This is a genomic window from Methylobacterium sp. NPDC080182 (assembly GCF_050281105.1).
Lineage (GTDB): Bacteria > Pseudomonadota > Alphaproteobacteria > Rhizobiales > Beijerinckiaceae > Methylobacterium.
The window spans coordinates 17,460-37,118 of the sequence record NZ_JBNNWO010000009.1 but is presented as its reverse complement, the minus strand read 5'-3'; the positions used below and the strand labels follow the sequence as shown (position 1 = coordinate 37,118).

Here is a 19,659-nt window from a genome sequence, read left to right as displayed (position 1 = left end):
CAGGGCCCCGCGGTCTCAGAACCGCGGGCCGCGCCGTCCCCGGTCAGTACCAGTCGTCGTCGTCGGCGGGCGATCCCGGCGGGAGGGGGCCGTCACCCATCACGCCGGGATCCCCGTAGTTGAACGGAGGTCCGTCGAAGCCGACGACACCGTCCGGATTGTCCGGCGTCACGTTCGGATCGACCTTCAACTCGGTATCCTCGCGCCCGAGCCGTTGATCGAGGCGATCCATGCGCTTGAGATCCTGCTGGATCGGGATGTCCTGCTGGGCCTGCGCGACGATCGCGGGACTTGCGAGGGCGAACACCAGCGCGGCGACGGTCAAGCGTGTCATAGCAATCGGCCCTTCGCGTCCCGGCGCGCTCCTGAAGTCGATGCATACCGTGGACGGACCACCGAGCATAGCATTGACGGCCGTCAACACTAATCGCGCGTACATGTCGACCGGGCGCGCGCTCGGCGAATGCGCGTCGCCGCCCGGACCGACCGGATCGAGATCTGCCTTCGCGCCGTGAGACGTGCCCTCCCCGCCGGGCATCATGCGGGCACCGTGCAGGCCTCGTGCAGGTCAGATCGCGGAAGGCCGGCAATCCTGCGGGCGCCGGGCCTGACCGGTCAGCGCGGCTGGCGGCCGGCCGGGCCGGCGACGTGCGGGCCGGCGGAGCGGTCGGCCGGCACGGGCCGGTGGTAGGTGACGGAGATCTCGGGCAGCATCACCGCGGTGACGTCGGACAGGCCGTGGCGTGCGGCGGATCCCTGCGCGGAGGCGGGCGTCGCGAGGGCGGCGGCGAGGGTCGCGGCGAGCGCGGCGGCAGCGAACAGGCGGACGGTCATGGCAAACCTCTTCTGACTTCGGCACGAAGTCATCCGGTCAACTGTCGCGAGTGAGGAAGATCGTCGTTCCGGCGGTCTTGATCGCCTCGGCTCTGTCGGGCCGAATGTCATCCTTCAACATGGATGTTAGGCCGGCGGTTGCCGCGAATGCGTGCGACGCCGCACAATCGTCAGTATCGGATCGAGCGCGAGGTCTCTTCATCGCGCCGGACCGGCCCCTTTTGGGCGCGCCCGGCACCGCGGCTCGATCCGGCGCGGCGATGGCCGGCATCCGCGACTCGCGGGCGCGCCGGGGCGCTCCCGCCGGGATTTCGTGGACGGACGTTCGCTTTCCGTACTCATGTGGCATCGGAGTGGCAGCCGGCGCGCGACGGCTCCGCTACGGTGCGGACGTCTCCCTGAGGCGCCCTCGATGCCCATCCCCGCCCCGACCATCCGCCGTCTCCTCATGCTGGGGCTCGTGCTCGTCGCCCTCGTCGCGCTCGCGGACGGCGTGGCCCGCCACGAGTTGCGCACGGCCGCGCGCGCGATGACCCTCGCCGACGCGGCCCCGCAGACGGAGCGCGCGTCGGATGAGTAGGCGCTCGCCCCTCGCGGCCGGCCTGACGCTCCTCGCGGCCCTGGCGGGGGCCGAGCCCGCTGCGGCGCTGGCAGCGGAGCCGGCCGACCTGCCGGGCCTGGAGCGGGCGTGGCACGGCTGCGTCCGCGAGGCCTTCGACCGGCAGCCGGCGCACCGGAGCAGGCCCGGCCGGGAGCGGGGCGCCCTGGACGCGTGCAAGCCCCAGGAGGACGCCTACGTGGCGGCCCTGATGGCCGCCCGGCCGATCGACGCGAACCGCCCTGCCCTGGCCTGGGCGCGGACCTGGATGGCCTACGTGGTGGATCCGCTGAGGGACTGGATCGCCGCGCTGCATCGCTGAGCCGTCCCAGCCGCGGCCGGGCGGAGGTCGGGCGCGAACGGCCATCCGCGCGGGGCGGGACGCCTGCAGATCTCACGCAGCTCTACCGAAGGTGCGCTCCGAGCATTCGCGCCAGTATTGTGCATCCCTTTCCGATGTTCGCGCGTTCCAATCTCGAACCGGCCGATATTTCGGTGCGATTGTCGACATAGAGGAGGCGCGAATGCTGCGCGGTGGATTGCTGTGGCTGCTGGGAATCCCGCTGCCGATCATCCTGTTGCTGTATTTCCTCGGCGTGTTCCACTAGGTCGCGGCGGACGGTCGTCGTGCCCTACACGGTCGAGATCACCACGCCGCCGGTGCGGATCGACGGCGCCGAGCAGGCCTCGCGGATGTATCAGCTGCCGGACCCGTTCAGCACGCTGGCCGAGGCCAAGGAAGCGGCGATCGCGCATATCGGCGGCCTCGGCCTCGATCCGGCCGGCATCCTCTACACCGTCTTCGATCGCGAGGGTTTCACGGTCGCCTCCAACGCGGATCAGGGCGCGGGGGCTGGATAGAGCGGGCCGGCGGATCAGGGTCCCGTCCCGCTCTGCGGGGCCCTCCGAGCCCGGAGGCGGCCTCCCTGCCCGCCTCCGGCCGGTGCGCGGCCCGGGATCCGTGCGCGAGCGGCGGCCCTGCAGGTGTTCCGGGACACGCCGGACCTGAAAGCTTGGGCGTACATCGGGATCACACTGCGAACACAGTCGCGAACCCGATGGAGACGACGATGACCTGGACCAACCGCATCGCCTTGGTGGCGACCCTGATTGCCGGCGCGGTCGCCCTCGTGACCTACGCGCAGACCCTCAGCCTGCCGGCCCATTTCGCGTGAGCGAGACGGGCCCGGCGGCCGTCTCGCCCACCGTCGCCGCCTGAACGCGCGCCGAACGGTTCCGCGGCGCAGCGTGACTCTTCGCACCGCACGCAGCCGGCCGATCCGGCATCATCATTGCAGTTGGTGATCCCGGGTCTCGCCCGAGACCCGCTGCTCGATGAGAGGCGTGCACGACATGGTCCTGAAGGGCTTCTCCTACGCGATGATCGGCGCCTTCCTGGGCGGCCTCGCGATGACGGTGACCGGCTCGGCCGGGGTGCTGATGGGCTTCTGAGCCGCGGCGGTCCTCGGGGCCGCCCGGGCGACGGACTGCTCGAACGGACGGCGGGAACGGCGGGGCAAGAGCCCCGCCGTTCCCGTATGCGGACCCGGACGATGCCGCGGTTCGGGTCGAGGCCGCGCTCACGCGACCGGGTCATCCCATCCGATGGCGCGGCGCAGGAAGGTGAGCCCCAGCGCCCGGAACGCCGCCGTCTGCTCGCTGTCCTTGCCGGCGCCGTGCCCGCCGGTCGCGGGCTCGTAGAAGGCGACGTCGCAGCCGAGGACGCGGAGTTTCTGCGCCATCTTCCGCGCGTGGCCGGGATGGACCCGGTCGTCGCCGCGGCTCGTGGCCATCAGGATCGGCGGGTAGGCCCGCCCGGCCTCGGCGGCGTGGTAGGCGGAGATGCCGGACAGGAACGCCCAGTCCTGCGGGTCGTCCGGATCGCCGTACTCCCCGATCCAGCTCGCGCCGGCCAGGAGCTTCGTGTAGCGGCGCATGTCGATCAGCGGGATCGTGCAGGCCAGCGCCCCGAACCGCTCCGGGTAGCGGGTGAGCATGTTGGCGATCAGCAGGCCTCCGTTCGAGCCGCCCTCGGCCGCGATCCGCCCCGGCCGCGTCACGCCGCAGGCGACGAGATCGGCGGCCACCGCGGCGAAGTCGTCGTGCGCCCGGGCCTTGCCCTCGCGCCGGCCCGCGTGGTGCCAGCGGGTGCCGAACTCGCCGCCGCCGCGGATGTTGGCGGTCACGCAGGTGCCGCCGCGCTCCAGCCAGAGCTTGCCCAGCACGGGCTGGTAATCCGGCAGGCGCGAGAGCCCGAACCCGCCATAGGCCGTCAGGTAGACGGGGGCCGCACCGGTCTCGGCCTCCGGTCCGACCTGGACGTAGGGCACGCGCGTCCCGTCCGCCGACACGGCCTCGTGGCGCGTCACCCGGATGCCGCGCGCGTCGAAGGCCGGGGGCGCCCGACGCAGGACGGCCGGGGCATCGAGCGCGGGCGGGAAGGCGAGCAGCGCCGGCGGCGTCACCGGGTCGTGGGCCAGCGCCAGCAGGGCTCCGTCCGCCCGCTCCGGATCGCCGTCGAGGGGCCAGAGATGGACGGAGCCGAGGGCGGGCAGGCCGGCGAGGGGCCGCTCGGTCCAGCCGCCCGGCCCCGGCTCGAAGACCCGGTAGGTGGGACGCAGGTCCTCGAGCACGTCCACGATCAGCCGCCCGGCCGACCAGAACACCCTCTGCAGGGCGAGCCGCGCGTCCGGCTGCCAGAGGACCGTGAAGGCGCGGCCTCCCGCCAGCAGGTCGGGGAGCGCGATCGCCAGCACCGTGTCGGTGTCGTGCGCGACGCCGTCCACCGTCCAGGGCCGCCGCAGCCGCACGGACAGGTGGTCGCGGTGCAGCTGGACCCCGGCATGCGTGGGCAGGTCGAGGCGCGCGCGCAGGCCGCCGCGATCGCCGATATGGACAGCCGCGTCGAAGAAGCCGAGCTGCTCGACGACCGTGATCCGCTCGGTCCCGGTCTGCCGGTCGGACGCGCCCCAGACCGCCATGCTGGTCTCGGCGGTCTCGAACAGGACGGACGCGTCGCGCGGGTCCGTGCCGCGCGGCCAGAGCCGGACGGTGCGCGCGTAACCGGACCGCGTGGCCATGCCCGGGCCGAGGGCGCTCGACAGGAGCACCGTCTCGCGATCGAGCCACGTCGCGCCGCCCTTGCCCTCGGGCAGGACGAAGCCGTCAGCCACGAAGGCGCGGGTGTCCAGATCGAACTCGCGGATCACAGCCGCGTCCTTGCCGCCGCGGCTGAGGCGGACGAGGGCGCGATCGAGCGCGTCCCTGAGGATCGTCGCCCCGGCCCAGACCCAGTCCTCGCCCTCCGTCGCCGCGAGATGGTCGAGATCGAGCAGGATCTCCCAGTCCGGGACCGCGGCGCGGTAGCCGGCCGCGTCGACGCGCCGCCACAGGCCGCGCGGATGCGCGCCGTCCGTCCAGAAATTGTAGAGCCAGGTGCCGAAGCGCTGGACGAACGGGATGCGGTCCGGCCGGTCGAGAAGCGCGCGGGCGATGTCGCGGTCGCGGAGGAAGCCGGCATCGCCGTAGCGGGCGAGCGTCTCCGCGTTGCGTGCCTCGACCCAGGCGAGCGCGTCGGGCCCGTCGACCTCCTCCAGCCAGAGGTACGGATCGTCGTCGGGCCGCGCGAGGGTCGGCCTGGGGTCGGGGTGGGGGTCGGTTGCCGCGGACATCAGTGGGAGCGTAGCCCCTGCGCGCCACCCTCGATAGGCGCGCGGCATTCTCCCGATGAGCGGTCAATCGTCTCGGACGCGCAGATGTTCGCACGCCTCGCGCAGGTGGAAAGGACGATCCGGACACGCGGATCAGGACGTTTCCGCATGCGGGCGGCCGATCTCCCTCCCGAACGTCGCCTCCGCGCGCGCCGTCGACTCGGCCGGCAGGCCGCGCAGGTCTCTCGGGCGCATCTATACTTATCTTTCCAGCACCATTCGGGCCATATCAGATCTTTGACTGTTTTCGTTTTTATCAAATCAGCACATATGCCTTGCATTCGCACCGATCATGGTATTCAATGATGGTTCTGTCGCGTACGGTCTGGTTCGTGCTCTGAGTCCCCATGGCCTTACCGGGGGTCGCTGCGATGCGCGTCGTCGAACAGGGGTTGCGCAGGTCTCGGCTCGCCGAGGCGGCGATGGTCGGCGTCGCGGGCGCCGCCATCCTGGTCTCGGGTTGTCTCGGCATCTCGCCCGGATGGGCGGTGGACGCGGACGCGGTCGTCGGGACCTGGCGCCTCGCCGCGGCCACGCGCCGGATCGTGGACACGGGCGAGACCATCGACGCCTATGGCGGCCCGAAGCCGACCGGCTGGATCCATTACGGCCGCGACGGGCGCATGATGGTGGTCTGCGCCCACGAAGGCCGGGAGCGGCCGATCGCCAACGACAAGATGTCCGACGCGGACCGGATCAAGCTCCACAAGACCTTCTTCGCCTATGCCGGGACCTACCGGCTCGAGGGCGACCGGATCGTCCACGACATCGACACGTCCTGGAACGAGGCCTGGACCGGGACCTCCCAGGTCCGGCACGTCGCGCAGGAGAACGGGCGGCTCGTCCTCACGACGGTGCCGTTCAAGTTCAACGTCGACGGCAGGATGAGCGTCATCACGCTCACCTGGGAGAAGTACCCTTAGTCAAGATCCGGAGCTCCCGCGCCTTCGCACCGTGATCGACCAGAACACTTCACGATGGAGGAAGACATGCTGCGCCCCCACGTCCTGCACGCGACCGTATTCGCTGTCGCCCTGATGACGCCGAGCCTGTGCCGGGCGGACACCGTCCAGGCCGACGCGCAGAGCGCCGCGAGCCAGTGGGACGCGGCGTATAACGGCGGCGACATGGACGCGCTGGCCAAGCTCTACACGCCCGACGCGATCGTCGTCACGAAGGGCGCGCCGCAGACCAGCGACGGCATCCAGAAGTTCTTCGCCGGGCTGAAGGCGAAGGGATGGGACGAGCACAAGACGACGGTCAAATCCGCGCTGCCGAAGGACAACCTGCTCATCGTGTCCGGCCGCTGGGAGATGACCGGCCCCGGGGACGGGGGCGCGAAGAAGAAGTTCGAGGGCAACTGGGTGAACGTGCTGGAGAAGCGCGACGGCGCCTGGCGCACGGTCCTGCACACCTGGAACTGATCGCTCCGCCCAGCCGGGGGACGGCCGGGCGGAGCGCCTCCCGGTCTCAGTGGATCGGGCGCGGAACCGTGCCCCGCGCCCGGGCGGCCGGGCCGCCCTCGGCCGGCGCCACGCCGGCCTCCAGGCTCTCCAGGCTCTGGCTGCGCGGCTCGACGCCGAACGCCGCGACCGCCACGATCTGCAGGGCGAGCAGCCCGATCATCAGGCCGGTCACGCCCGCGATGCCGTAGGTCTCGAACAGGGTAACGACCAGGAAGGGCGTCACGATGGTCGCCCCGCGCCCGACCGTGTTGCACAGGCCCGACGCCCGCAGGCGCACCTCGGTCGGGAACAGCTCGGGGATGTAGATCCCGAACAGCAGGGCCACCAGCACGTAGATCGGCACCGTCAGCCCGAACCCGACCAGCGGCAGCAGGACCGGGTCCAGGGTCATCGGGTAGAGGATCCCGAACAGGATGGCCGTCGCCGAGGCGCCGATGATCGTCGGCTTGCGGCCCCAGCGGTCGGCGGTCAGGGCGCCGATGGCGCTGCCCACCGGCGCGCCGAGCCCCATCAGCAGCGCGTAGCCGAAGGAGGTCGCCACCGAGAGGCCCTGCCGGATGAAGAAGGTCGGCAGCCAGGTCACGAAGCCGTACAGCAGAGTGTTGATCACCACGAGGCACAGGCAGCCCAGCAGCAGCCGCGACAGCAGCGGCGGCCGGAACAGGGCGGCGAGCCCGAGCTGCGTGACGGGCGCGGCCGCGGCGGCGGGCGGCAGGGGCGCGCCGCGGGCCGCCTCGGCCTCGATCGCGCGCATCAGCGCCTCGGCCTCGGCGTGGCGCCCCACGGCCTCGAGCCAGCGCGGCGATTCCGGCAGGCTCTTGCGGGCGTACCAGACGGCGAGCGCCCCGAGGCCGCCCAGCGCGAACATCGCCCGCCAGCCGAAGGTCGGGATGATCAGGTAGCCGATCAGGGAGGCGGCCGGCAGGCCCGTGACGACGAACACCGCCATGAGGCCGAGGAAGCGCCCGCGCGAGCGCGCCGGCACGAACTCGGTCATGGTCGAGTAGCCCACGACGTTCTCGGCCCCGAGCCCCACGCCCATGATGAAGCGGAGCACGATCAGCACCGTCATGTTGGGCGCGAAGGCCGCCCCGATGGCGGCCAGCCCGAAGACCAGGAGGTTCGCCTGATAGGTGAAGCGCCGCCCGTAGCGGTCGCCGAAGAAGCCCGTCAGGAACGAGCCCGCCATCATCCCCACGAAGGTGGCCGAGACGAACCACGCGTTCTGCGGCAGGGTCGAGAAGCCGCTCTTCAGGGTCGCGCCGAGCACGGTGGCGGCGATGTAGATGTCGAACCCGTCGAAGAACATGCCGATCCCGATCAGCCACATGATGCGGCGGTGGAACGGGCCGATCGGCAGGCGGTCGAGGCGGCCTCCGGCGTTGACCGCCGGGCTCACGGCTTCGGACATGGGGCGTTTCCTTCCTCGGGTTCGGGGCCGGCGCGGAAGGGGTCCGTCTGGCGCGGACCTCGCATCCCCCGCGCCGCCGGACGTCAGTTCAGGCGGCGCTGGCCGGCCGTGTCGCGGTACCAGTCGAAGGGCCCGTCGCCGGTGGCGACCATCACGCTCTTCACGTCGAAATGGTCGTTGAAGCTCTCGATCCCGCACTCGCGGCCGAGCCCGCTGTCGCCGACCCCGCCCCAGGGCGAGGCCGGGTCGAGGCGGTGGTGGTCGTTGATCCAGACGATGCCGGCCTTGACTCCGTGCGCCACCCGGTGGGCCCGGGCGACGTCGCGGGTGCGCACGGCCGCGGCGAGGCCGAAGGGCGAGTCGTTGGCCAGCCGGAGCGCGTCGGCCTCGTCCTCGAAGCGGGTGACGCTGGTGAATGGCCCGAACACCTCCTCCTGGAAGATGCGCATGTCGGCGGTGACGTCCGCGAACACGGTGGGCTCCACGAAGTAGCCGCCCTCGAAGCCCGGCACCCGGGCCGCCCGCCCGCCCGCCACCGCGCGGGCGCCCTGGTCGCGGCCGTAGCCGGCATAGGCCAGCACCCGCTCGCGCTGGCGCTCGGAGATGACCGGCCCGAGCTGGGTCGCCGGGTCGAAGGGGTCGCCGAGGCGGATCGCGGCGGTCTTGGCGGCGAGCCGCTCCACGAACTCGTCGTAGATCGAGGCCTGGACGAGGTGGCGGCTGCCGCACACGCAGGTCTGGCCGGCGCCGATGAAGGCGCCGAAGGCCGCGTAGTTCACCGCCCGCTCGACGTCGAAGTCGTCGAACACCATCACGGGGGTCTTGCCGCCGAGCTCCATGGTCTGGTGGGCGAAGACCTTCGCGGCGGCCGAGCCGGCGATCCGGCCGGCCTCGGTGCCGCCGGTGAGCACGAGCTTGTTGATGTCGCCGTGCTCGGCCAGCGCCTTGCCGGTCGAGGCGCCGAGCCCCAGCGCGATGTTGAACACGCCCGGCGGCAGGCCGGCCTCGGTGAAGATCTGCGCGAGCTTCAGGGTCGTGAGCGGCGTGTACTCGGAGGGCTTGACCACCGTGGTGCAGCCGGTGGCGAGCACCACCGCCAGCGACTTGCACAGGATCATCAGCGGGTGGTTGAACGGCGTGCAGTTCGCCACCACGCCGATCGGGGTGCGGCGGGTGTAGTTGAGGTAGTTGCCCTCGACCGGGATGACGTCGTCGCGCCGCGCCAGCGCCACGCCCGCGAAGTAGCGGAAGAAGTCCGGCAGCCGCGAGAGCTGCGCCCGGGTCTCGTTGACCGGCCGGCCGTTGTTGGTGGTCTCCAGCCGGTAGAGCGTGTCGAGGTTGGCCTCGAACGCGTCGGCGAGCCGGTTCACCAGCCGGGCGCGCGCCCGGATGTCCATCCCGCCCCATTCCCGGCCCTCGAAGGCCGCCCGGGCCGCGCGCATCGCCCGGTCGACGTCGGCCGGCCCCGAATTGGGGATCCGGGCGATCACCGCGCCGGTGGCGGGATTGCGCACGTCGATCAGCGTCCCGTCGCCGGCCTCGACCTCGCGCCCGTCGATGAAGTTGCCCCGTGTCTCGACGGTCGGTTCCGGCGCGTGCAGGGTCATGGCGTCTCTCCCGTGTCGGGTCCGTAGTCGGGCCGGGTCGGGCCCGGTGTCGTGTTCGACCGCGTCCCTCGGCTCCGCGCCGGGCGCGGGCTCGTTCAGAGGACGATCGCGCTGCGTTCCAGGGCGGTCAGGATGCGGCGCTCGGCCTGGGCGACGTGCGCGCGCACGAGGCGGCGCGCCCCGCGCCCGTCGCGCCGCTGCACGGCGTCGATGATGGCGGCGTGCTCGTCCACCAGCTGCGCCGGGTCGCGCCCGCGGATACCGTCGAGGCTGACCCGGACCAGCCGGTCCGCCTGCTCGACGAGGTCGCGCACGGTCGCGGCCATGCGGCGGTTCCCCGACGCCTCGGCGAGGGCGATGTGGAAGGCGCGGTTCTCCGCGATGAAGTCGGCGCCGTCCGCGACGGCGCGGAACGCGTCGAGGGACGCCAGGACGGAAGCGGGCGCGCCGGCCGCGGCCTCGGCCGCGCAGGCCGGCTCCAGGGCGAGGCGCATGCGCAGCAGATCGCGCGCGTCCGCCACCGAAATCGCGTTGATCTGATATCCCTGACGCGCGTGAACCGTGACGAGCCGCTCGCGCTCCAGGCGCAGCAGCGCCTCCCGGACCGGCTGCCGGCTCACGGCGTAGCGCTGGGCCAGTTCCTGCTCGCGCACCTCCGCGCCGGGGCGCAGGACGCAGGCCAGGATGTCGGCGCGGATCGCCGCGTAGATGTTGTCTCGGAGCAGCACGCACGGCCTCGTTCGATCGACACATGCTGCCATTCGTGAAATATCACGTCAACCGGATTGCGAGCGAACGCGTCGGATGCGACAGCGTCGTGGAGCCGCCGGCAGAGGCGGCGGGGGAGGTCTCGGATGCAGGCGATGTTCGCGGATGGCCAGGTCGCGGTGACCGCTTTCGGCGAGGGCCCGCCCCTCGTCCTGCTGCACTCGCTGCTCGCCGACCGGACGAGCTTCGACCGGGTCACCCCGGCGCTCGGCCGCGACTTCCGGCTCCTTCTCCCCGACCTGCCCGGGTTCGGCGCCTCCGCGCCCGCGCCGGGCGGCCTCGAGGCCGTCGCCGATCGGGTCGGCGCGGCATTGCGCGCGGCGACCGGGGGCCGGCCGGCGGCCGGGCTGGGCAACGGCTACGGCGGCTTCGTGCTGCTGCTCTGCGCCCTGCGCCACCCCGACCTCTTCGACCGGCTCGTCTTCGCCGATTGCGGCGCCTGCTTCCCGGAGCCCGGCCGGGCCGCGTTCCGCGGCATGGCCGGCGCGGCGGCCGAGAAGGGGCTCGCGGCGCTCGCCGACACGGCCATGCGCCGGCTGTTCGCGCCCGCGTTCCAGGCCGCGCACCCGGACCTGATGGCCGAGCGCCGGGCCGCCTTCCTGCGCACGGACGTCGACGTGTTCCGGGCGGCCTGCGCGGCCCTGGCCGGCCTCGACCTGCGCGCGCGCCTCTCAGAGATCCGCGCGCCGGCGCTGGTGCTCGTCGGGGAGGAGGACGAGGCGACCCCGCCGGCCATGGCGCGCGAGCTCGCGGCCGGGCTGCCGGACGCGCGGTTCGTGACGCTGCCGGACTGCGCCCACGTCCCGCAGCTCCAGGCCCCCGAGCTGTTCGCTCGCGAGGTCCTGGCGTTTCTCCGGCCGGGTGCCGCCTGAGCGGACGCGCGGAACGGTGCTAGGTTCGGCCGCTCCGGCGGGGTCGGCGGCCCCGATCCGCGCGGCCGCGGCGGCGCGCCATCCAGCGAGACGGACATGAAGACATTTTTCGTGCAGATCAAATGCGAGATCGGCAAGACTTACGCCGTGTCCGACGCGCTCGTCGCGATGGAGATCGCGTCCGAGATCTACTCCACGGCCGGACGGTTCGACATCATGGCCAAGTTCCACGTGGACAACGGCGTCGATATCGGGCTGTTCGTGAACGACTTCCTCCTGCGCCTCGACGGCGTGAAGGATTCCGAGACGATCATCGCCTTCAAGGCCTTCCACTGACGCGCCCGACCGGGACCGGCGGCCGGCCCCGCGGACGTCCGGGGCGGACCGGCTCAGCGGACGCGCGACGGGTCGATCACCAGGAAGTACTCGCACGCCTCCGTGCCGACGTTGGTGAAGGCGTGCCCGGCATCGGCCTCGAAATACAGGCTGTCGCCGGTCTCCATGATGACCGCGCGCTCGCCGATCACCGCCCGCAGGCGGCCGCGCAGGACGTAGATGTACTCGGACACGCCGCGGCGATGGGCGGTGAACTCGCCGGTGCTGGCGCCCGGCGGCAGCGTGTTGAGCACCCAGTCGATGCCGCGCCCGGGCAGGACCGGCGAGATGCAGCGCCGCAGGTAGCCGGACGCCTCGTCGCGCAGGATCGGCTGGCGGCTCGCCGGGATCACCAGGATCTCGCGCTCCGTCGCGGGCGCCATCAGCCGCGAGAAGGTGACGCCGAGCGCCTCCGCGAGGCGGGACAGCACCACCGTCGACGGCACGGCCTCGGAGCGCTCGATCTTGGAGATCATCGAGCGGCTGACGCCCGAGCGCGCCGCCAGCGTCTCCAGCGACAGGCCCTGCTCCCTGCGGCGCCGCCGGATCTCCTCGGCGATGTGGATCTGCGAGGACGTCTCCGTCGCTGCCGGGTCCGCCCCGATGATCGTCCTCGCCGTCATGCCCCGTCTTCCGCGCCCGCGTCCGGGCCGCGCGACCGGGGCGCGGCACCGAGAGAGTCGCCCCCGCCTAGCGCAGGGGCTGCCGAAATGCACCTTGCGCCGCACCTTGCGCCGAAGCGCACTCCGGAACGCGCGTCGCCCGGCTGGCACGCCGCTTGCCTCCACAAGAATGGATTTTTATCCATCACAGTGGAGGATGTGCCGTGGCCGATACCGCGTTGCCCCTTGAGGCGTCCCCCGTTCTCGATGCCGGCCCGGTGCCGGTCGCCGACCGGCGCCAGATCGTCTGGTCGAGCGTCATCGGCACGACGGTCGAGTGGTACGACTTCCTGATCTACGGGACGGCCACGGCGCTCGTGTTCAACAAGCTGTTCTTCCCGAGCTTCGACCCGCTGGTCGGCACCATCGCGGCGTTCGGCTCCTACGCGGTGGGCTTCCTGGCGCGCCCCCTCGGCGGCGTCATCTTCGGGCATTTCGGCGACAAGATCGGCCGCAAGGCGATGCTGTCCCTGACCATCATCATCATGGGCCTCGGCACGTTCCTGATCGGGTGCCTGCCGACCTACGCGCAGATCGGCATCTGGGCCCCGATCCTGCTCGTGGCGCTGCGCCTGGTCCAGGGCATCGGGATCGGCGGCGAGTGGGGCGGCGCGGTCCTGATGGTGGTGGAGAGCGTCCCGGCGGAGCGGCGCGGCTTCTTCGGCAGCATCGTCCAGCTCGGCTACCCCCTCGGCGTCATCGCGTCGATCGGGGCCTTCGCGCTGTGCGGCTTCCTGCCGGAGGCGGACTTCCTCGCCTGGGGCTGGCGGATCCCGTTCCTGGCCAGCGCGCTGCTGGTCGGCCTCGGGCTGTTCATCCGCCTGCGCCTGCACGAGACGCCCGCGTTCCAGCGGGTGAAGCGGCGGTCCGCGGTGGCGCGCCTGCCGGTCATGGAGATCCTCACCGAGCACCCGCGCACCTTCCTGAAGGCCGTGGGCCTCAAGGTCTCCGAGATCGCCTACGTCAGCGTCGTGACCGTGTTCTCGATCTCCTACGTGACCGGCCAGCTCGGGCTGTCGCGCAGCATCATCCTGAACGGCATCCTGGTGGCGGCGGTGATCGAGCTGTTCACCCTGCCGGCCTTCGGCTGGCTGTCGGACCGCTACGGCCGCCGGACCCTGTTCGTCGCCGCCTGCCTGTTCTCGATCGCCTTCGCGTTCCCGCTGTTCACCCTGCTCGACACGCGCGACCCGACGATCATCACCCTGACCGTCGCGGTGGCCCTGAGCTTCGGCCAGGGGATCATGTTCGGCACCGGCGCCGCCTGGATGTCCGAGCTCTTCGACGCGCGCCTGCGCTACAGCGGCGCCTCGCTGGGCTTCCAGGTGGGCGCGGCCCTCAGCGGCGGCTTCACCCCGCTGATCGCCGCGGCCCTGCTGGGCTGGAGTTCCGGCGCGACCTGGCCGATCTCCGTCTACCTGATCGCCCTCGCCTGCATCACCCTGACGGCGACGCTCCTCGCCCCGGAGACGGCGCGCAAGCCGATCGACTGACCGGATGAGCCGCCGCCCCGGACGCGCGCGGCGGCTTCCCATACAGTGGATTATCGTCCACTATCTGAAACAGACCGACGCGAGATCCACTGCATGACGAAGCACACCATCCGCACCGAGAAGGCCGCCCCGGCGGTCGGGCCCTACGCACAGGGGATCCGGGCCGGCGGCCTGGTCTTCGCCTCCGGACAGCTGCCGATCGATCCCGCCACCGGCGCGTTCCCCGAGGGGGTCGAGGCGCAGACCCGGCGCTCCCTCGCCAACCTCGCCGCCGTGCTCGAGGCGGGCGGCGCCAGCCTCGCGAGCGTCGTGAAGACGACCGTGTTCCTCAAGGACATGGCGGAGTTCGCCGCGATGAACGCGGTCTACGCCGAGCACTTCCCGGGCGAGGCCCCGGCCCGCTCCACGGTCGAGATCGCGCGCCTGCCGCGCGACGCCCGGGTCGAGATCGAGGCGATCGCGCTCGCCACGGAGGCCGCATGACAACCGAGGCGACCAGCACGATGACCGGCGAGACCGCACCCCGCATGGTCGAGGCCTTCGCACACGCGGCCGGATCGGCCGCCGTCCGGGTTCCGGGCGGCGCCGCCGGCTGGGTCGGCAGCCTGACCCACATCCACATCGCCCCCGCGGCGAGCTACGAGATGGAGGAGGTGTCGGAGGCCGTGTGCGTGGCCGGCCGCGGGATCGAGGGCGACCGCTACTTCCTCGGCACCGGCACCTACTCGCCCAAGCCCGACGTGCGCGAGGTCACGCTGATCGAGCAGGAGGCCCTCGACGCCCTCAACCGCAACGACCCGCCGCTGCAGGAGGGGCCGCTGCGCCTCCTGCCGGGGGACCATCGGCGCAACCTCACGGTGCGCGGCGTGCCGCTCAACCACTTGGTCGGCCGGCGCTTCCGGGTCGGCGCGGTGATCCTGCGGGGCGGGCGCCTCAACTTCCCCTGCCGCTATCTCGAGGAGCTGCTCGGAATGCCGGTCTACCTGCCGCTCTACAACCGCTCGGGCCTGAACTGCGGGATCGAGAGCGGCGGCGTGATCCGGCCCGGCGACGCGATCGCGCTGCTGGACTGACGGAGCTGCGCGCGATGACGGCCCGCCTGATCATGAAGCTGCGCGTCGCCGACGCGGTCGCGACGACGCCGGAGGTGCTGCACCTCGGTCTGGTCCATCCCGCGCGCCCGGAACTCCCCGCCTGGACGGCCGGCGCCCACGTCGACCTGCGCCTGCCGGACGGGCGGGTGCGGCAGTACTCGCTGTGCGGCGACCCGGCCGACCGGAGCCGCTATGAGATCGCGATCAAGCGGGAGGCGGCAGGCCGGGGCGGCTCGGCCTGGGCGCACGAGACGCTCGCGCCCGGGGCGTTCGCCCACGTCTCGGCGCCCCGCAACAACTTCCCCCTCGACCCCGGCGCGCGCCGCCACCTGCTCGTGGCCGGCGGGATCGGGGTGACGCCCCTGCTCGCCATGGCGCGCGCGCTCGCCGCGTCGGGAGCGGAGTTCGCGTTCCACCTCTGCGCCCCCTCCCCCGAGGCGGCGCCGCTGCTGGCAGCGGTGCGGACGGTCTGCGGGCCGCGACTCCGGTGCTGGTTCGGGTCCGAGGGGCGGCGCTTCGACCCCGACGCCCTCGGCCCGGCCGAGACCGGGACCCACGCCTACGCCTGCGGGCCGCGGCGCCTCATGGACGCGGTCCAGGAGGGCCTGGTCGCGCGGGGCTGGCCCGCCGAGCGGGTGCACAGCGAGCATTTCGAGCCGCTGCGCGACGAGGGCTTCGTGCCGGAGCCGTTCGAGGCGCGCATCGCCTCCACCGGGCAGGTGCTCCACGTGCCCGCCGACCGGTCGCTGCTCGACGTGCTGCGCGGCGCGGGGCTCGACCTACCCTCCTCCTGCGAGCTCGGCGTCTGCGGCGCCTGCGAGTGCGGCTATCGCGACGGCGCGGTCCTCCACCGCGACGCGGTCCTGCCGCTCGCCAAGCGCCGGAGCCGCATGATGCCCTGCGTCTCGCGCGCGCGGGACGCCGTGACACTCGAGCTCTGACGGCCGGCCCCGCGCTGCGGCGTTATCAGACGTGCGGCCCCGCGCGGGCGACGACGCCGGCCGCCTCGCCGCGCGGCCCGCGCGACCGTGAGCTGCGCCAGCGCGCCGCACGATTCGGATCAGCGAACCTCACGCGGCGGATGGCGATGCCGCTCGGGCTGGGTTAGCCCGCCTCGACAGTGCCATCGCCGTGGGGCAGTGCCCCGCCCGCCAAGAGGAGGTTGTGAGAATGAGCCGATCCACGCTGTCCATCAGCGCCGGTCTGGCGGCGGCCGCAGTCGTCCTGGCGGGCCTCTGGATCTCCTACGGGCCCCGCCCTCACGCGAGCCGCGACAGGCAGGCGTCCACGGCGATCCCCGTGTCCAAGCAGGACCGATCCGGGATCGACCCGCAGGGCGAGGCCATCCGGTCCGTCTATCCGGGGCCGAACGCCGGATCCGCCCAGCGCGTCGCCCCGGCACCGCGGAACGCGACAGCCGCCCCCCCGTCGTCCCTGGCGGCAACCCCGCCCGCATCGACGGCAGCGTCGCCGGATGCCCCCGGAGTGAGCGGGGCGGCGAAGCCGGCGGCGCCGCCGCAGCAGGCCGAGGGCGCACCGGGCTCCGGCCAGCCGCCGGCCTCTCCGGGCCAGGGCGTCGACCTCAACACGGCGTCCGTCGAGGAGCTGAACGCCCTCGGGGCCGGCATGATCGGGCGCCGGATCGTCGCGTTCCGGCCCTACGGCTCCCCGGAGGATCTCGTGACCCGGCGTGTCCTGAAGAAGGCCGATTACGAGGCGATCAGGGCTGCCGTCGCGGTGCGGCAGACCGAGTCCGCTGGCGCGGGCCGCCCGGATTGAGGGTCGAAGCCCGTCGGCACCGAGCCGGGCTCGCCGGTCCCAGCGGAGTCGGACCCGCGCAGCGGCGCGGACTCTACGCGCGCTTCGACGGGGCGGGCTGTTTGGCGGCGAGACGTTTGCCGAGCCGCTCGATGTCGACGATCATCCGCTCGTGCGTCCCGGCCCCGATCTGCTCCGACTCGTCCCAGGCCGCGACGCGGAACTGGATCTGGCGTCCGGCGACGCCGACCACCTCGGCCTCCGCCCGGACGCGGTGCCCGACCGGGGTCGCCGCCATGTGGGTCACGTCCACCTTGGTCCCGACGGCGCTCTCGCCGGGATCGAGGTACTGGCGGACGGCGTTCAGCGCCGCGTTCTCCATGATCAGGACCATCATCGGCGTGGCGAAGACCGGCGGCAGGATGTTGTCCTTGAACTGGCTGGCCAGATGTGACGGCCCGACCAGCATGGCGAAGCTCCCCTTCGCCCCCAAAGGGATGTCCTGCATGCGCGCGCTCCAGATCCGTTTCGGCCCGATGACCGATAGGTAGGGCCGAGGGACCGCGTCCGGACATCCCGGGACCTTCGCCGCACGCAGCCCAGCCCCCTCCCCGCCGCCCGGCCAGGCACGGGAACCCCGGCACGAGAACCCCGGACCGGGAACCCCCGGAAGGGAGGGACGAGCGCTCGCAAGCGAGTCGCGTCCGGTCAGCGCCGACGGCGGGGTTGGCCGGCCGCCTCGAGGATGAGGTCCGCGATATCCGGAGCGCGCGAGATCAGGGACAGGTGGCTCGCCCGGAGCTCGACGGTCCGCGCGTTCATGCGCTTGGCCATGAACCGTTCGAGGTCCGGGTCGATGGTCCGATCCTCGGTCGACACCGCGTAGAAGCTCGGCTTCGAGCGCCAGGCGGCCTGGGTGGTCCGTCCCGTCAGCAGGACCTTGCGGAACGGCTGCTGGACCGCGAACAGCACCCGCGCCTTCTCCACCGGCAGATCGCCCGCGAAATCCCGCAGGAACGCCGCCTCGCTCAGGCGCCCCTCGTCGCCGTCGAACACGATGCCGGCCGAGGCGGGCGGGGTCGGGTAGGCCTTCGCCAGCGCCGCGTAATCCTCGTTCGCGTCCGGCGCCCGCGCCGCCACGTAGACCAGCGCCGAGACCTTCGGGTCGATCCCGGCCTCGGTCACGATCATGCCGGAGAACGAGTGGCCGACGAGGACGGTCGGTCCCTCCTGGCGGGCCAGCACGCGCTGCGCCGAGGCCACCGCTTCCGCGAGGGTGGTCAGCGGGTTCTGCACGGAGATGACGGAGAGGCCGGCCGCCTGCAGGTGCGGGATCACCTCCGACCAGCACGACCCGTCGGCGAACAGCCCGTGGACCAGCACGACGTTGCGCGCCCGCGGGAGGTCCTGGGCGGTGGCCGGTCCGGGCAGCAGCGCGGCGGCCGCGCCGGCGGCAAGGGTGCGGGTCAGCGTTCTGCGCGTCATCATGGGGGCGCCTCCATCCGGACTCGTCGATGCGGGACGTACCGTCCCTGTTCGCCGCCGGCGCGGGAAGGATACAGCCTCGGGCCGCCCAGGGCGCATCTCGGCGCGCATCTCGGCGCGACCCGGCGGCGGCCGGGACCGCGCCAACAGGAACATCCGGGCGCAAGCGTCCCGGGATGTTACCCGGATATGCTGCGCGATGCTGGACGAGGGCGGCCTTTCAGCCTCTCATGGCGGCACGAATTGAGTAAAAACCGGGAGAGGAAACCGAGATGCTGCGACGCGTGCTGCGTCGGCTGACGGCTGCGGCCTCGCTGACAGTGCTGACATTCGCCGTTCCGGCCTTGGCCGAGGAGCCGCTGCGCTTCGAGGTCGATCCGGCCTGGCCGCAGCGCCTGCCGAACGACTGGATCATGGGTCAGGCGGCGGGCGTCACGGTCGACGCGCAGGACAATGTCTGGGTGATCCAGCGGCCGCGCACCCTCACCGACGACGAGAAGGCCGCGAGCCTCGATCCGCCTCGCACCCGCTGCTGCAAGCCGGCGCCGCCGGTCCTCGTCTTCGACCAGGCCGGGCGCCTGGTGAAGTCCTGGGGCGGCCCGGGCGAGGGCTATCAGTGGCCCCAGAACGAGCACGGCATCCACATCGACCACAAGAGCTTCGTCTGGCTCGCCGGCAACGGCGACACCGACGGCCAGATCCTGAAGTTCACCCCGGACGGCAAGTTCGTGCTGCAGATCGGCAAGCAGGGGCCGCAGACCGACAGCCGGGACACGAGCCGCCTCGGCAAGCCGGCCGGCATGATGGTCGATCCGGAGACGAACGAACTCTACGTGGCCGACGGCTACTACAACCACCGCGTCATCGTGTTCGACGCGGAGACCGGCGCGTTCAAGCGGATGTGGGGCGCCTACGGCAAGCCGCCGACCGACGACAAGCTCGGCCCCTACGATCCGGCGGCGGCCCCGTCCCAGCAATTCGCCAACCCGGTGCACTGCGTGCAGGTGGCCCGCGACGGCCTCGTCTACGTGTGTGACCGGACCAACGACCGGATCCAGGTGTTCCGGAAGGACGGCACCTTCGTGAAGGAAATGTTCGTCGAGAAGAACACCCGGGCCAACGGCTCGGTCTGGGAACTCGCCTTGTGGCCGGACGAGCGCCAGACCTACCTGCTCAACGCCGACGGGGCCAACAACGAGGTCCGCACCCTGAGCCGCGACACCGGCGAGGTCCTCGGCCGCTTCGGCCGAAACGGCCGGATGGCCGGCGACTTCCACTGGGTCCACAACCTCGCGATCGACTCCAAGGGCAACGTCTTCACCACCGAGGTCGACACCGGGAAACGGGCGCAGAAGTTCCTGTTCCGGGGCGACATGGTGCTGCGCAAGCGCGCCGCCCTGCCGGAGGGCGGCGCGCGATGATCGCGGCGGCAGATCCGGCCACGCCGGTCGCCGGCGCGGGCTGCGCGTGCTGCCTGCCCCGGCGCGGCTTCCTGGGCCGCCTCGCGGGGCTGGGGGCGGCGGCGC

The 19,659-nt window shown here is 72.3% G+C and carries 23 protein-coding genes; 14 read left to right on the top strand and 9 right to left on the bottom strand.

Annotation, left to right across the window (positions count from 1 at the left end; genetic code table 11):
• Nucleotides 1-43: 43 nt before the first annotated feature.
• Both ACQKQD_RS16600 and ACQKQD_RS16595 read right to left on the bottom strand, forming a co-directional pair.
• Entirely contained in the window at nucleotides 44-541 is a 498-nt protein-coding gene (locus ACQKQD_RS16600; RefSeq protein WP_427508911.1) for a hypothetical protein, read from the bottom strand.
• 74 nt (nucleotides 542-615) lie between these two features.
• Nucleotides 616-834 carry a hypothetical protein gene (locus ACQKQD_RS16595; RefSeq protein WP_020095860.1) on the bottom strand — a complete coding sequence of 73 codons (219 nt, stop codon included), beginning with the start codon at nucleotides 832-834 and terminating at the stop codon, nucleotides 616-618.
• Between the two features lie 412 nt (nucleotides 835-1,246).
• On the opposite strand from ACQKQD_RS16595, the gene ACQKQD_RS16590 reads away from it, so the two are divergent.
• The 4 genes from ACQKQD_RS16590 (at nucleotide 1,247) to ACQKQD_RS16575 (ending at nucleotide 2,293) form a co-directional block, all read left to right on the top strand.
• On the top strand, nucleotides 1,247-1,414 hold the full coding sequence (locus ACQKQD_RS16590) for a hypothetical protein (protein WP_175556342.1): 168 nt from the start codon (nucleotides 1,247-1,249) through the stop codon (nucleotides 1,412-1,414).
• A complete protein-coding gene (locus tag ACQKQD_RS16585) occupies nucleotides 1,407-1,754 on the top strand; it encodes a hypothetical protein (RefSeq protein WP_020095858.1) in 348 nt (115 codons plus the stop codon). Before ACQKQD_RS16590 ends, ACQKQD_RS16585 begins: the two co-directional genes overlap by 8 nt.
• Before the next feature lie 91 nt (nucleotides 1,755-1,845).
• On the top strand, nucleotides 1,846-2,040 hold the full coding sequence (locus ACQKQD_RS16580) for a hypothetical protein (RefSeq protein WP_139237890.1): 195 nt from the start codon (nucleotides 1,846-1,848) through the stop codon (nucleotides 2,038-2,040).
• Between the two features lie 19 nt (nucleotides 2,041-2,059).
• A complete protein-coding gene (locus tag ACQKQD_RS16575; protein ID WP_020095857.1) occupies nucleotides 2,060-2,293 on the top strand; it encodes a hypothetical protein in 234 nt (77 codons plus the stop codon).
• 719 nt (nucleotides 2,294-3,012) lie between these two features.
• Here the strand turns inward: ACQKQD_RS16575 and ACQKQD_RS16570 are convergent.
• Nucleotides 3,013-5,103 (bottom strand): prolyl oligopeptidase family serine peptidase, encoded by a 2,091-nt coding sequence (locus ACQKQD_RS16570; RefSeq protein WP_427508910.1) that lies wholly within the window; start codon nucleotides 5,101-5,103, stop codon nucleotides 3,013-3,015.
• A gap of 410 nt (nucleotides 5,104-5,513) precedes the next feature.
• Between ACQKQD_RS16570 and ACQKQD_RS16565 the strand changes: the two genes are divergently transcribed.
• Both ACQKQD_RS16565 and ACQKQD_RS16560 read left to right on the top strand, forming a co-directional pair.
• A complete protein-coding gene (locus tag ACQKQD_RS16565; protein WP_427508909.1) occupies nucleotides 5,514-6,065 on the top strand; it encodes a lipocalin-like domain-containing protein in 552 nt (183 codons plus the stop codon).
• A gap of 66 nt (nucleotides 6,066-6,131) precedes the next feature.
• Nucleotides 6,132-6,566 (top strand): YybH family protein, encoded by a 435-nt coding sequence (locus tag ACQKQD_RS16560; protein WP_056524205.1) that lies wholly within the window; start codon nucleotides 6,132-6,134, stop codon nucleotides 6,564-6,566.
• 46 nt (nucleotides 6,567-6,612) lie between these two features.
• Here the strand turns inward: ACQKQD_RS16560 and ACQKQD_RS16555 are convergent, their stop codons facing one another.
• The 3 genes from ACQKQD_RS16555 to ACQKQD_RS16545 all read right to left on the bottom strand — a co-directional run bounded on the left by ACQKQD_RS16555 (nucleotide 6,613) and on the right by ACQKQD_RS16545 (nucleotide 10,354).
• Nucleotides 6,613-8,019, bottom strand: a complete 1,407-nt coding sequence (locus tag ACQKQD_RS16555) for an MFS transporter (RefSeq protein WP_020096171.1) — start codon at nucleotides 8,017-8,019, stop codon at nucleotides 6,613-6,615.
• Between the two features lie 83 nt (nucleotides 8,020-8,102).
• Entirely contained in the window at nucleotides 8,103-9,626 is a 1,524-nt protein-coding gene (locus ACQKQD_RS16550) for an aldehyde dehydrogenase (RefSeq protein WP_427508908.1), read from the bottom strand.
• A 95-nt stretch (nucleotides 9,627-9,721) separates the two neighbouring features.
• Nucleotides 9,722-10,354: a GntR family transcriptional regulator gene (locus ACQKQD_RS16545; RefSeq protein WP_020096173.1), complete on the bottom strand. Its 633-nt coding sequence runs from the start codon at nucleotides 10,352-10,354 to the stop codon at nucleotides 9,722-9,724.
• A gap of 126 nt (nucleotides 10,355-10,480) precedes the next feature.
• On the opposite strand from ACQKQD_RS16545, the gene ACQKQD_RS16540 reads away from it, so the two are divergent.
• Nucleotides 10,481-11,266 (top strand): alpha/beta fold hydrolase, encoded by a 786-nt coding sequence (locus ACQKQD_RS16540; protein WP_427508907.1) that lies wholly within the window; start codon nucleotides 10,481-10,483, stop codon nucleotides 11,264-11,266.
• Nucleotides 11,267-11,362: 96 nt separating this feature from the next.
• Nucleotides 11,363-11,602: an Lrp/AsnC ligand binding domain-containing protein gene (locus tag ACQKQD_RS16535; RefSeq protein WP_012329666.1), complete on the top strand. Its 240-nt coding sequence runs from the start codon at nucleotides 11,363-11,365 to the stop codon at nucleotides 11,600-11,602.
• Between the two features lie 53 nt (nucleotides 11,603-11,655).
• Here ACQKQD_RS16535 and ACQKQD_RS16530 read toward each other — a convergent pair whose 3' ends face one another.
• A complete protein-coding gene (locus ACQKQD_RS16530) occupies nucleotides 11,656-12,264 on the bottom strand; it encodes a helix-turn-helix domain-containing protein (RefSeq protein WP_427508906.1) in 609 nt (202 codons plus the stop codon).
• A 203-nt stretch (nucleotides 12,265-12,467) separates the two neighbouring features.
• Between ACQKQD_RS16530 and ACQKQD_RS16525 the strand changes: the two genes are divergently transcribed.
• The 5 genes from ACQKQD_RS16525 (at nucleotide 12,468) to ACQKQD_RS16505 (ending at nucleotide 16,669) form a co-directional block, all read left to right on the top strand.
• Nucleotides 12,468-13,796, top strand: a complete 1,329-nt coding sequence (locus tag ACQKQD_RS16525; protein ID WP_091682098.1) for an MFS transporter — start codon at nucleotides 12,468-12,470, stop codon at nucleotides 13,794-13,796.
• Nucleotides 13,797-13,889: 93 nt separating this feature from the next.
• A complete protein-coding gene (locus tag ACQKQD_RS16520) occupies nucleotides 13,890-14,279 on the top strand; it encodes a Rid family detoxifying hydrolase (RefSeq protein WP_427508905.1) in 390 nt (129 codons plus the stop codon).
• 20 nt (nucleotides 14,280-14,299) lie between these two features.
• Nucleotides 14,300-14,869 (top strand): MOSC domain-containing protein, encoded by a 570-nt coding sequence (locus ACQKQD_RS16515; protein ID WP_026605417.1) that lies wholly within the window; start codon nucleotides 14,300-14,302, stop codon nucleotides 14,867-14,869.
• A 14-nt stretch (nucleotides 14,870-14,883) separates the two neighbouring features.
• Nucleotides 14,884-15,831 carry a PDR/VanB family oxidoreductase gene (locus tag ACQKQD_RS16510; protein ID WP_427508904.1) on the top strand — a complete coding sequence of 316 codons (948 nt, stop codon included), beginning with the start codon at nucleotides 14,884-14,886 and terminating at the stop codon, nucleotides 15,829-15,831.
• 229 nt (nucleotides 15,832-16,060) lie between these two features.
• The gene (locus ACQKQD_RS16505) at nucleotides 16,061-16,669 is read left to right on the top strand and encodes a helix-hairpin-helix domain-containing protein (RefSeq protein ID WP_427508903.1); all 609 of its coding nucleotides are present in this window, start codon (nucleotides 16,061-16,063) and stop codon (nucleotides 16,667-16,669) included.
• A gap of 73 nt (nucleotides 16,670-16,742) precedes the next feature.
• On the opposite strand, the gene ACQKQD_RS16500 is transcribed toward ACQKQD_RS16505, so the two are convergent.
• Both ACQKQD_RS16500 and ACQKQD_RS16495 read right to left on the bottom strand, forming a co-directional pair.
• On the bottom strand, nucleotides 16,743-17,156 hold the full coding sequence (locus tag ACQKQD_RS16500; RefSeq protein WP_091927586.1) for a thioesterase family protein: 414 nt from the start codon (nucleotides 17,154-17,156) through the stop codon (nucleotides 16,743-16,745).
• Nucleotides 17,157-17,356: 200 nt separating this feature from the next.
• Nucleotides 17,357-18,136 (bottom strand): alpha/beta fold hydrolase, encoded by a 780-nt coding sequence (locus ACQKQD_RS16495; protein WP_427508902.1) that lies wholly within the window; start codon nucleotides 18,134-18,136, stop codon nucleotides 17,357-17,359.
• A 269-nt stretch (nucleotides 18,137-18,405) separates the two neighbouring features.
• Here ACQKQD_RS16495 and ACQKQD_RS16490 point away from each other — a divergent pair, with 269 nt between their 5' ends.
• Entirely contained in the window at nucleotides 18,406-19,554 is a 1,149-nt protein-coding gene (locus ACQKQD_RS16490) for a hypothetical protein (protein ID WP_427508901.1), read from the top strand.
• Nucleotides 19,555-19,659: the final 105 nt, after the last annotated feature.

What these genes read in the sequence shown, in the direction of transcription:
- ACQKQD_RS16600 (WP_427508911.1), bottom strand. Translation starts at nt 541, where the DNA reads ATGATGCCCGGCGGGGAGGGCACGTCTCACGGCGCGAAGGCAGATCTC.
- ACQKQD_RS16595 (WP_020095860.1), bottom strand. Translation starts at nt 834, where the DNA reads ATGACCGTCCGCCTGTTCGCTGCCGCCGCGCTCGCCGCGACCCTCGCC.
- ACQKQD_RS16590 (WP_175556342.1), top strand. Translation starts at nt 1,247, where the DNA reads ATGCCCATCCCCGCCCCGACCATCCGCCGTCTCCTCATGCTGGGGCTC.
- ACQKQD_RS16585 (WP_020095858.1), top strand. Translation starts at nt 1,407, where the DNA reads ATGAGTAGGCGCTCGCCCCTCGCGGCCGGCCTGACGCTCCTCGCGGCC.
- ACQKQD_RS16570 (WP_427508910.1), bottom strand. Translation starts at nt 5,103, where the DNA reads ATGTCCGCGGCAACCGACCCCCACCCCGACCCCAGGCCGACCCTCGCG.
- ACQKQD_RS16565 (WP_427508909.1), top strand. Translation starts at nt 5,514, where the DNA reads ATGCGCGTCGTCGAACAGGGGTTGCGCAGGTCTCGGCTCGCCGAGGCG.
- ACQKQD_RS16560 (WP_056524205.1), top strand. Translation starts at nt 6,132, where the DNA reads ATGCTGCGCCCCCACGTCCTGCACGCGACCGTATTCGCTGTCGCCCTG.
- ACQKQD_RS16555 (WP_020096171.1), bottom strand. Translation starts at nt 8,019, where the DNA reads ATGTCCGAAGCCGTGAGCCCGGCGGTCAACGCCGGAGGCCGCCTCGAC.
- ACQKQD_RS16550 (WP_427508908.1), bottom strand. Translation starts at nt 9,626, where the DNA reads ATGACCCTGCACGCGCCGGAACCGACCGTCGAGACACGGGGCAACTTC.
- ACQKQD_RS16540 (WP_427508907.1), top strand. Translation starts at nt 10,481, where the DNA reads ATGCAGGCGATGTTCGCGGATGGCCAGGTCGCGGTGACCGCTTTCGGC.
- ACQKQD_RS16535 (WP_012329666.1), top strand. Translation starts at nt 11,363, where the DNA reads ATGAAGACATTTTTCGTGCAGATCAAATGCGAGATCGGCAAGACTTAC.
- ACQKQD_RS16530 (WP_427508906.1), bottom strand. Translation starts at nt 12,264, where the DNA reads ATGACGGCGAGGACGATCATCGGGGCGGACCCGGCAGCGACGGAGACG.
- ACQKQD_RS16520 (WP_427508905.1), top strand. Translation starts at nt 13,890, where the DNA reads ATGACGAAGCACACCATCCGCACCGAGAAGGCCGCCCCGGCGGTCGGG.
- ACQKQD_RS16515 (WP_026605417.1), top strand. Translation starts at nt 14,300, where the DNA reads ATGACCGGCGAGACCGCACCCCGCATGGTCGAGGCCTTCGCACACGCG.
- ACQKQD_RS16510 (WP_427508904.1), top strand. Translation starts at nt 14,884, where the DNA reads ATGACGGCCCGCCTGATCATGAAGCTGCGCGTCGCCGACGCGGTCGCG.
- ACQKQD_RS16505 (WP_427508903.1), top strand. Translation starts at nt 16,061, where the DNA reads ATGAGCCGATCCACGCTGTCCATCAGCGCCGGTCTGGCGGCGGCCGCA.
- ACQKQD_RS16500 (WP_091927586.1), bottom strand. Translation starts at nt 17,156, where the DNA reads ATGCAGGACATCCCTTTGGGGGCGAAGGGGAGCTTCGCCATGCTGGTC.
- ACQKQD_RS16495 (WP_427508902.1), bottom strand. Translation starts at nt 18,136, where the DNA reads ATGATGACGCGCAGAACGCTGACCCGCACCCTTGCCGCCGGCGCGGCC.
- ACQKQD_RS16490 (WP_427508901.1), top strand. Translation starts at nt 18,406, where the DNA reads ATGCTGCGACGCGTGCTGCGTCGGCTGACGGCTGCGGCCTCGCTGACA.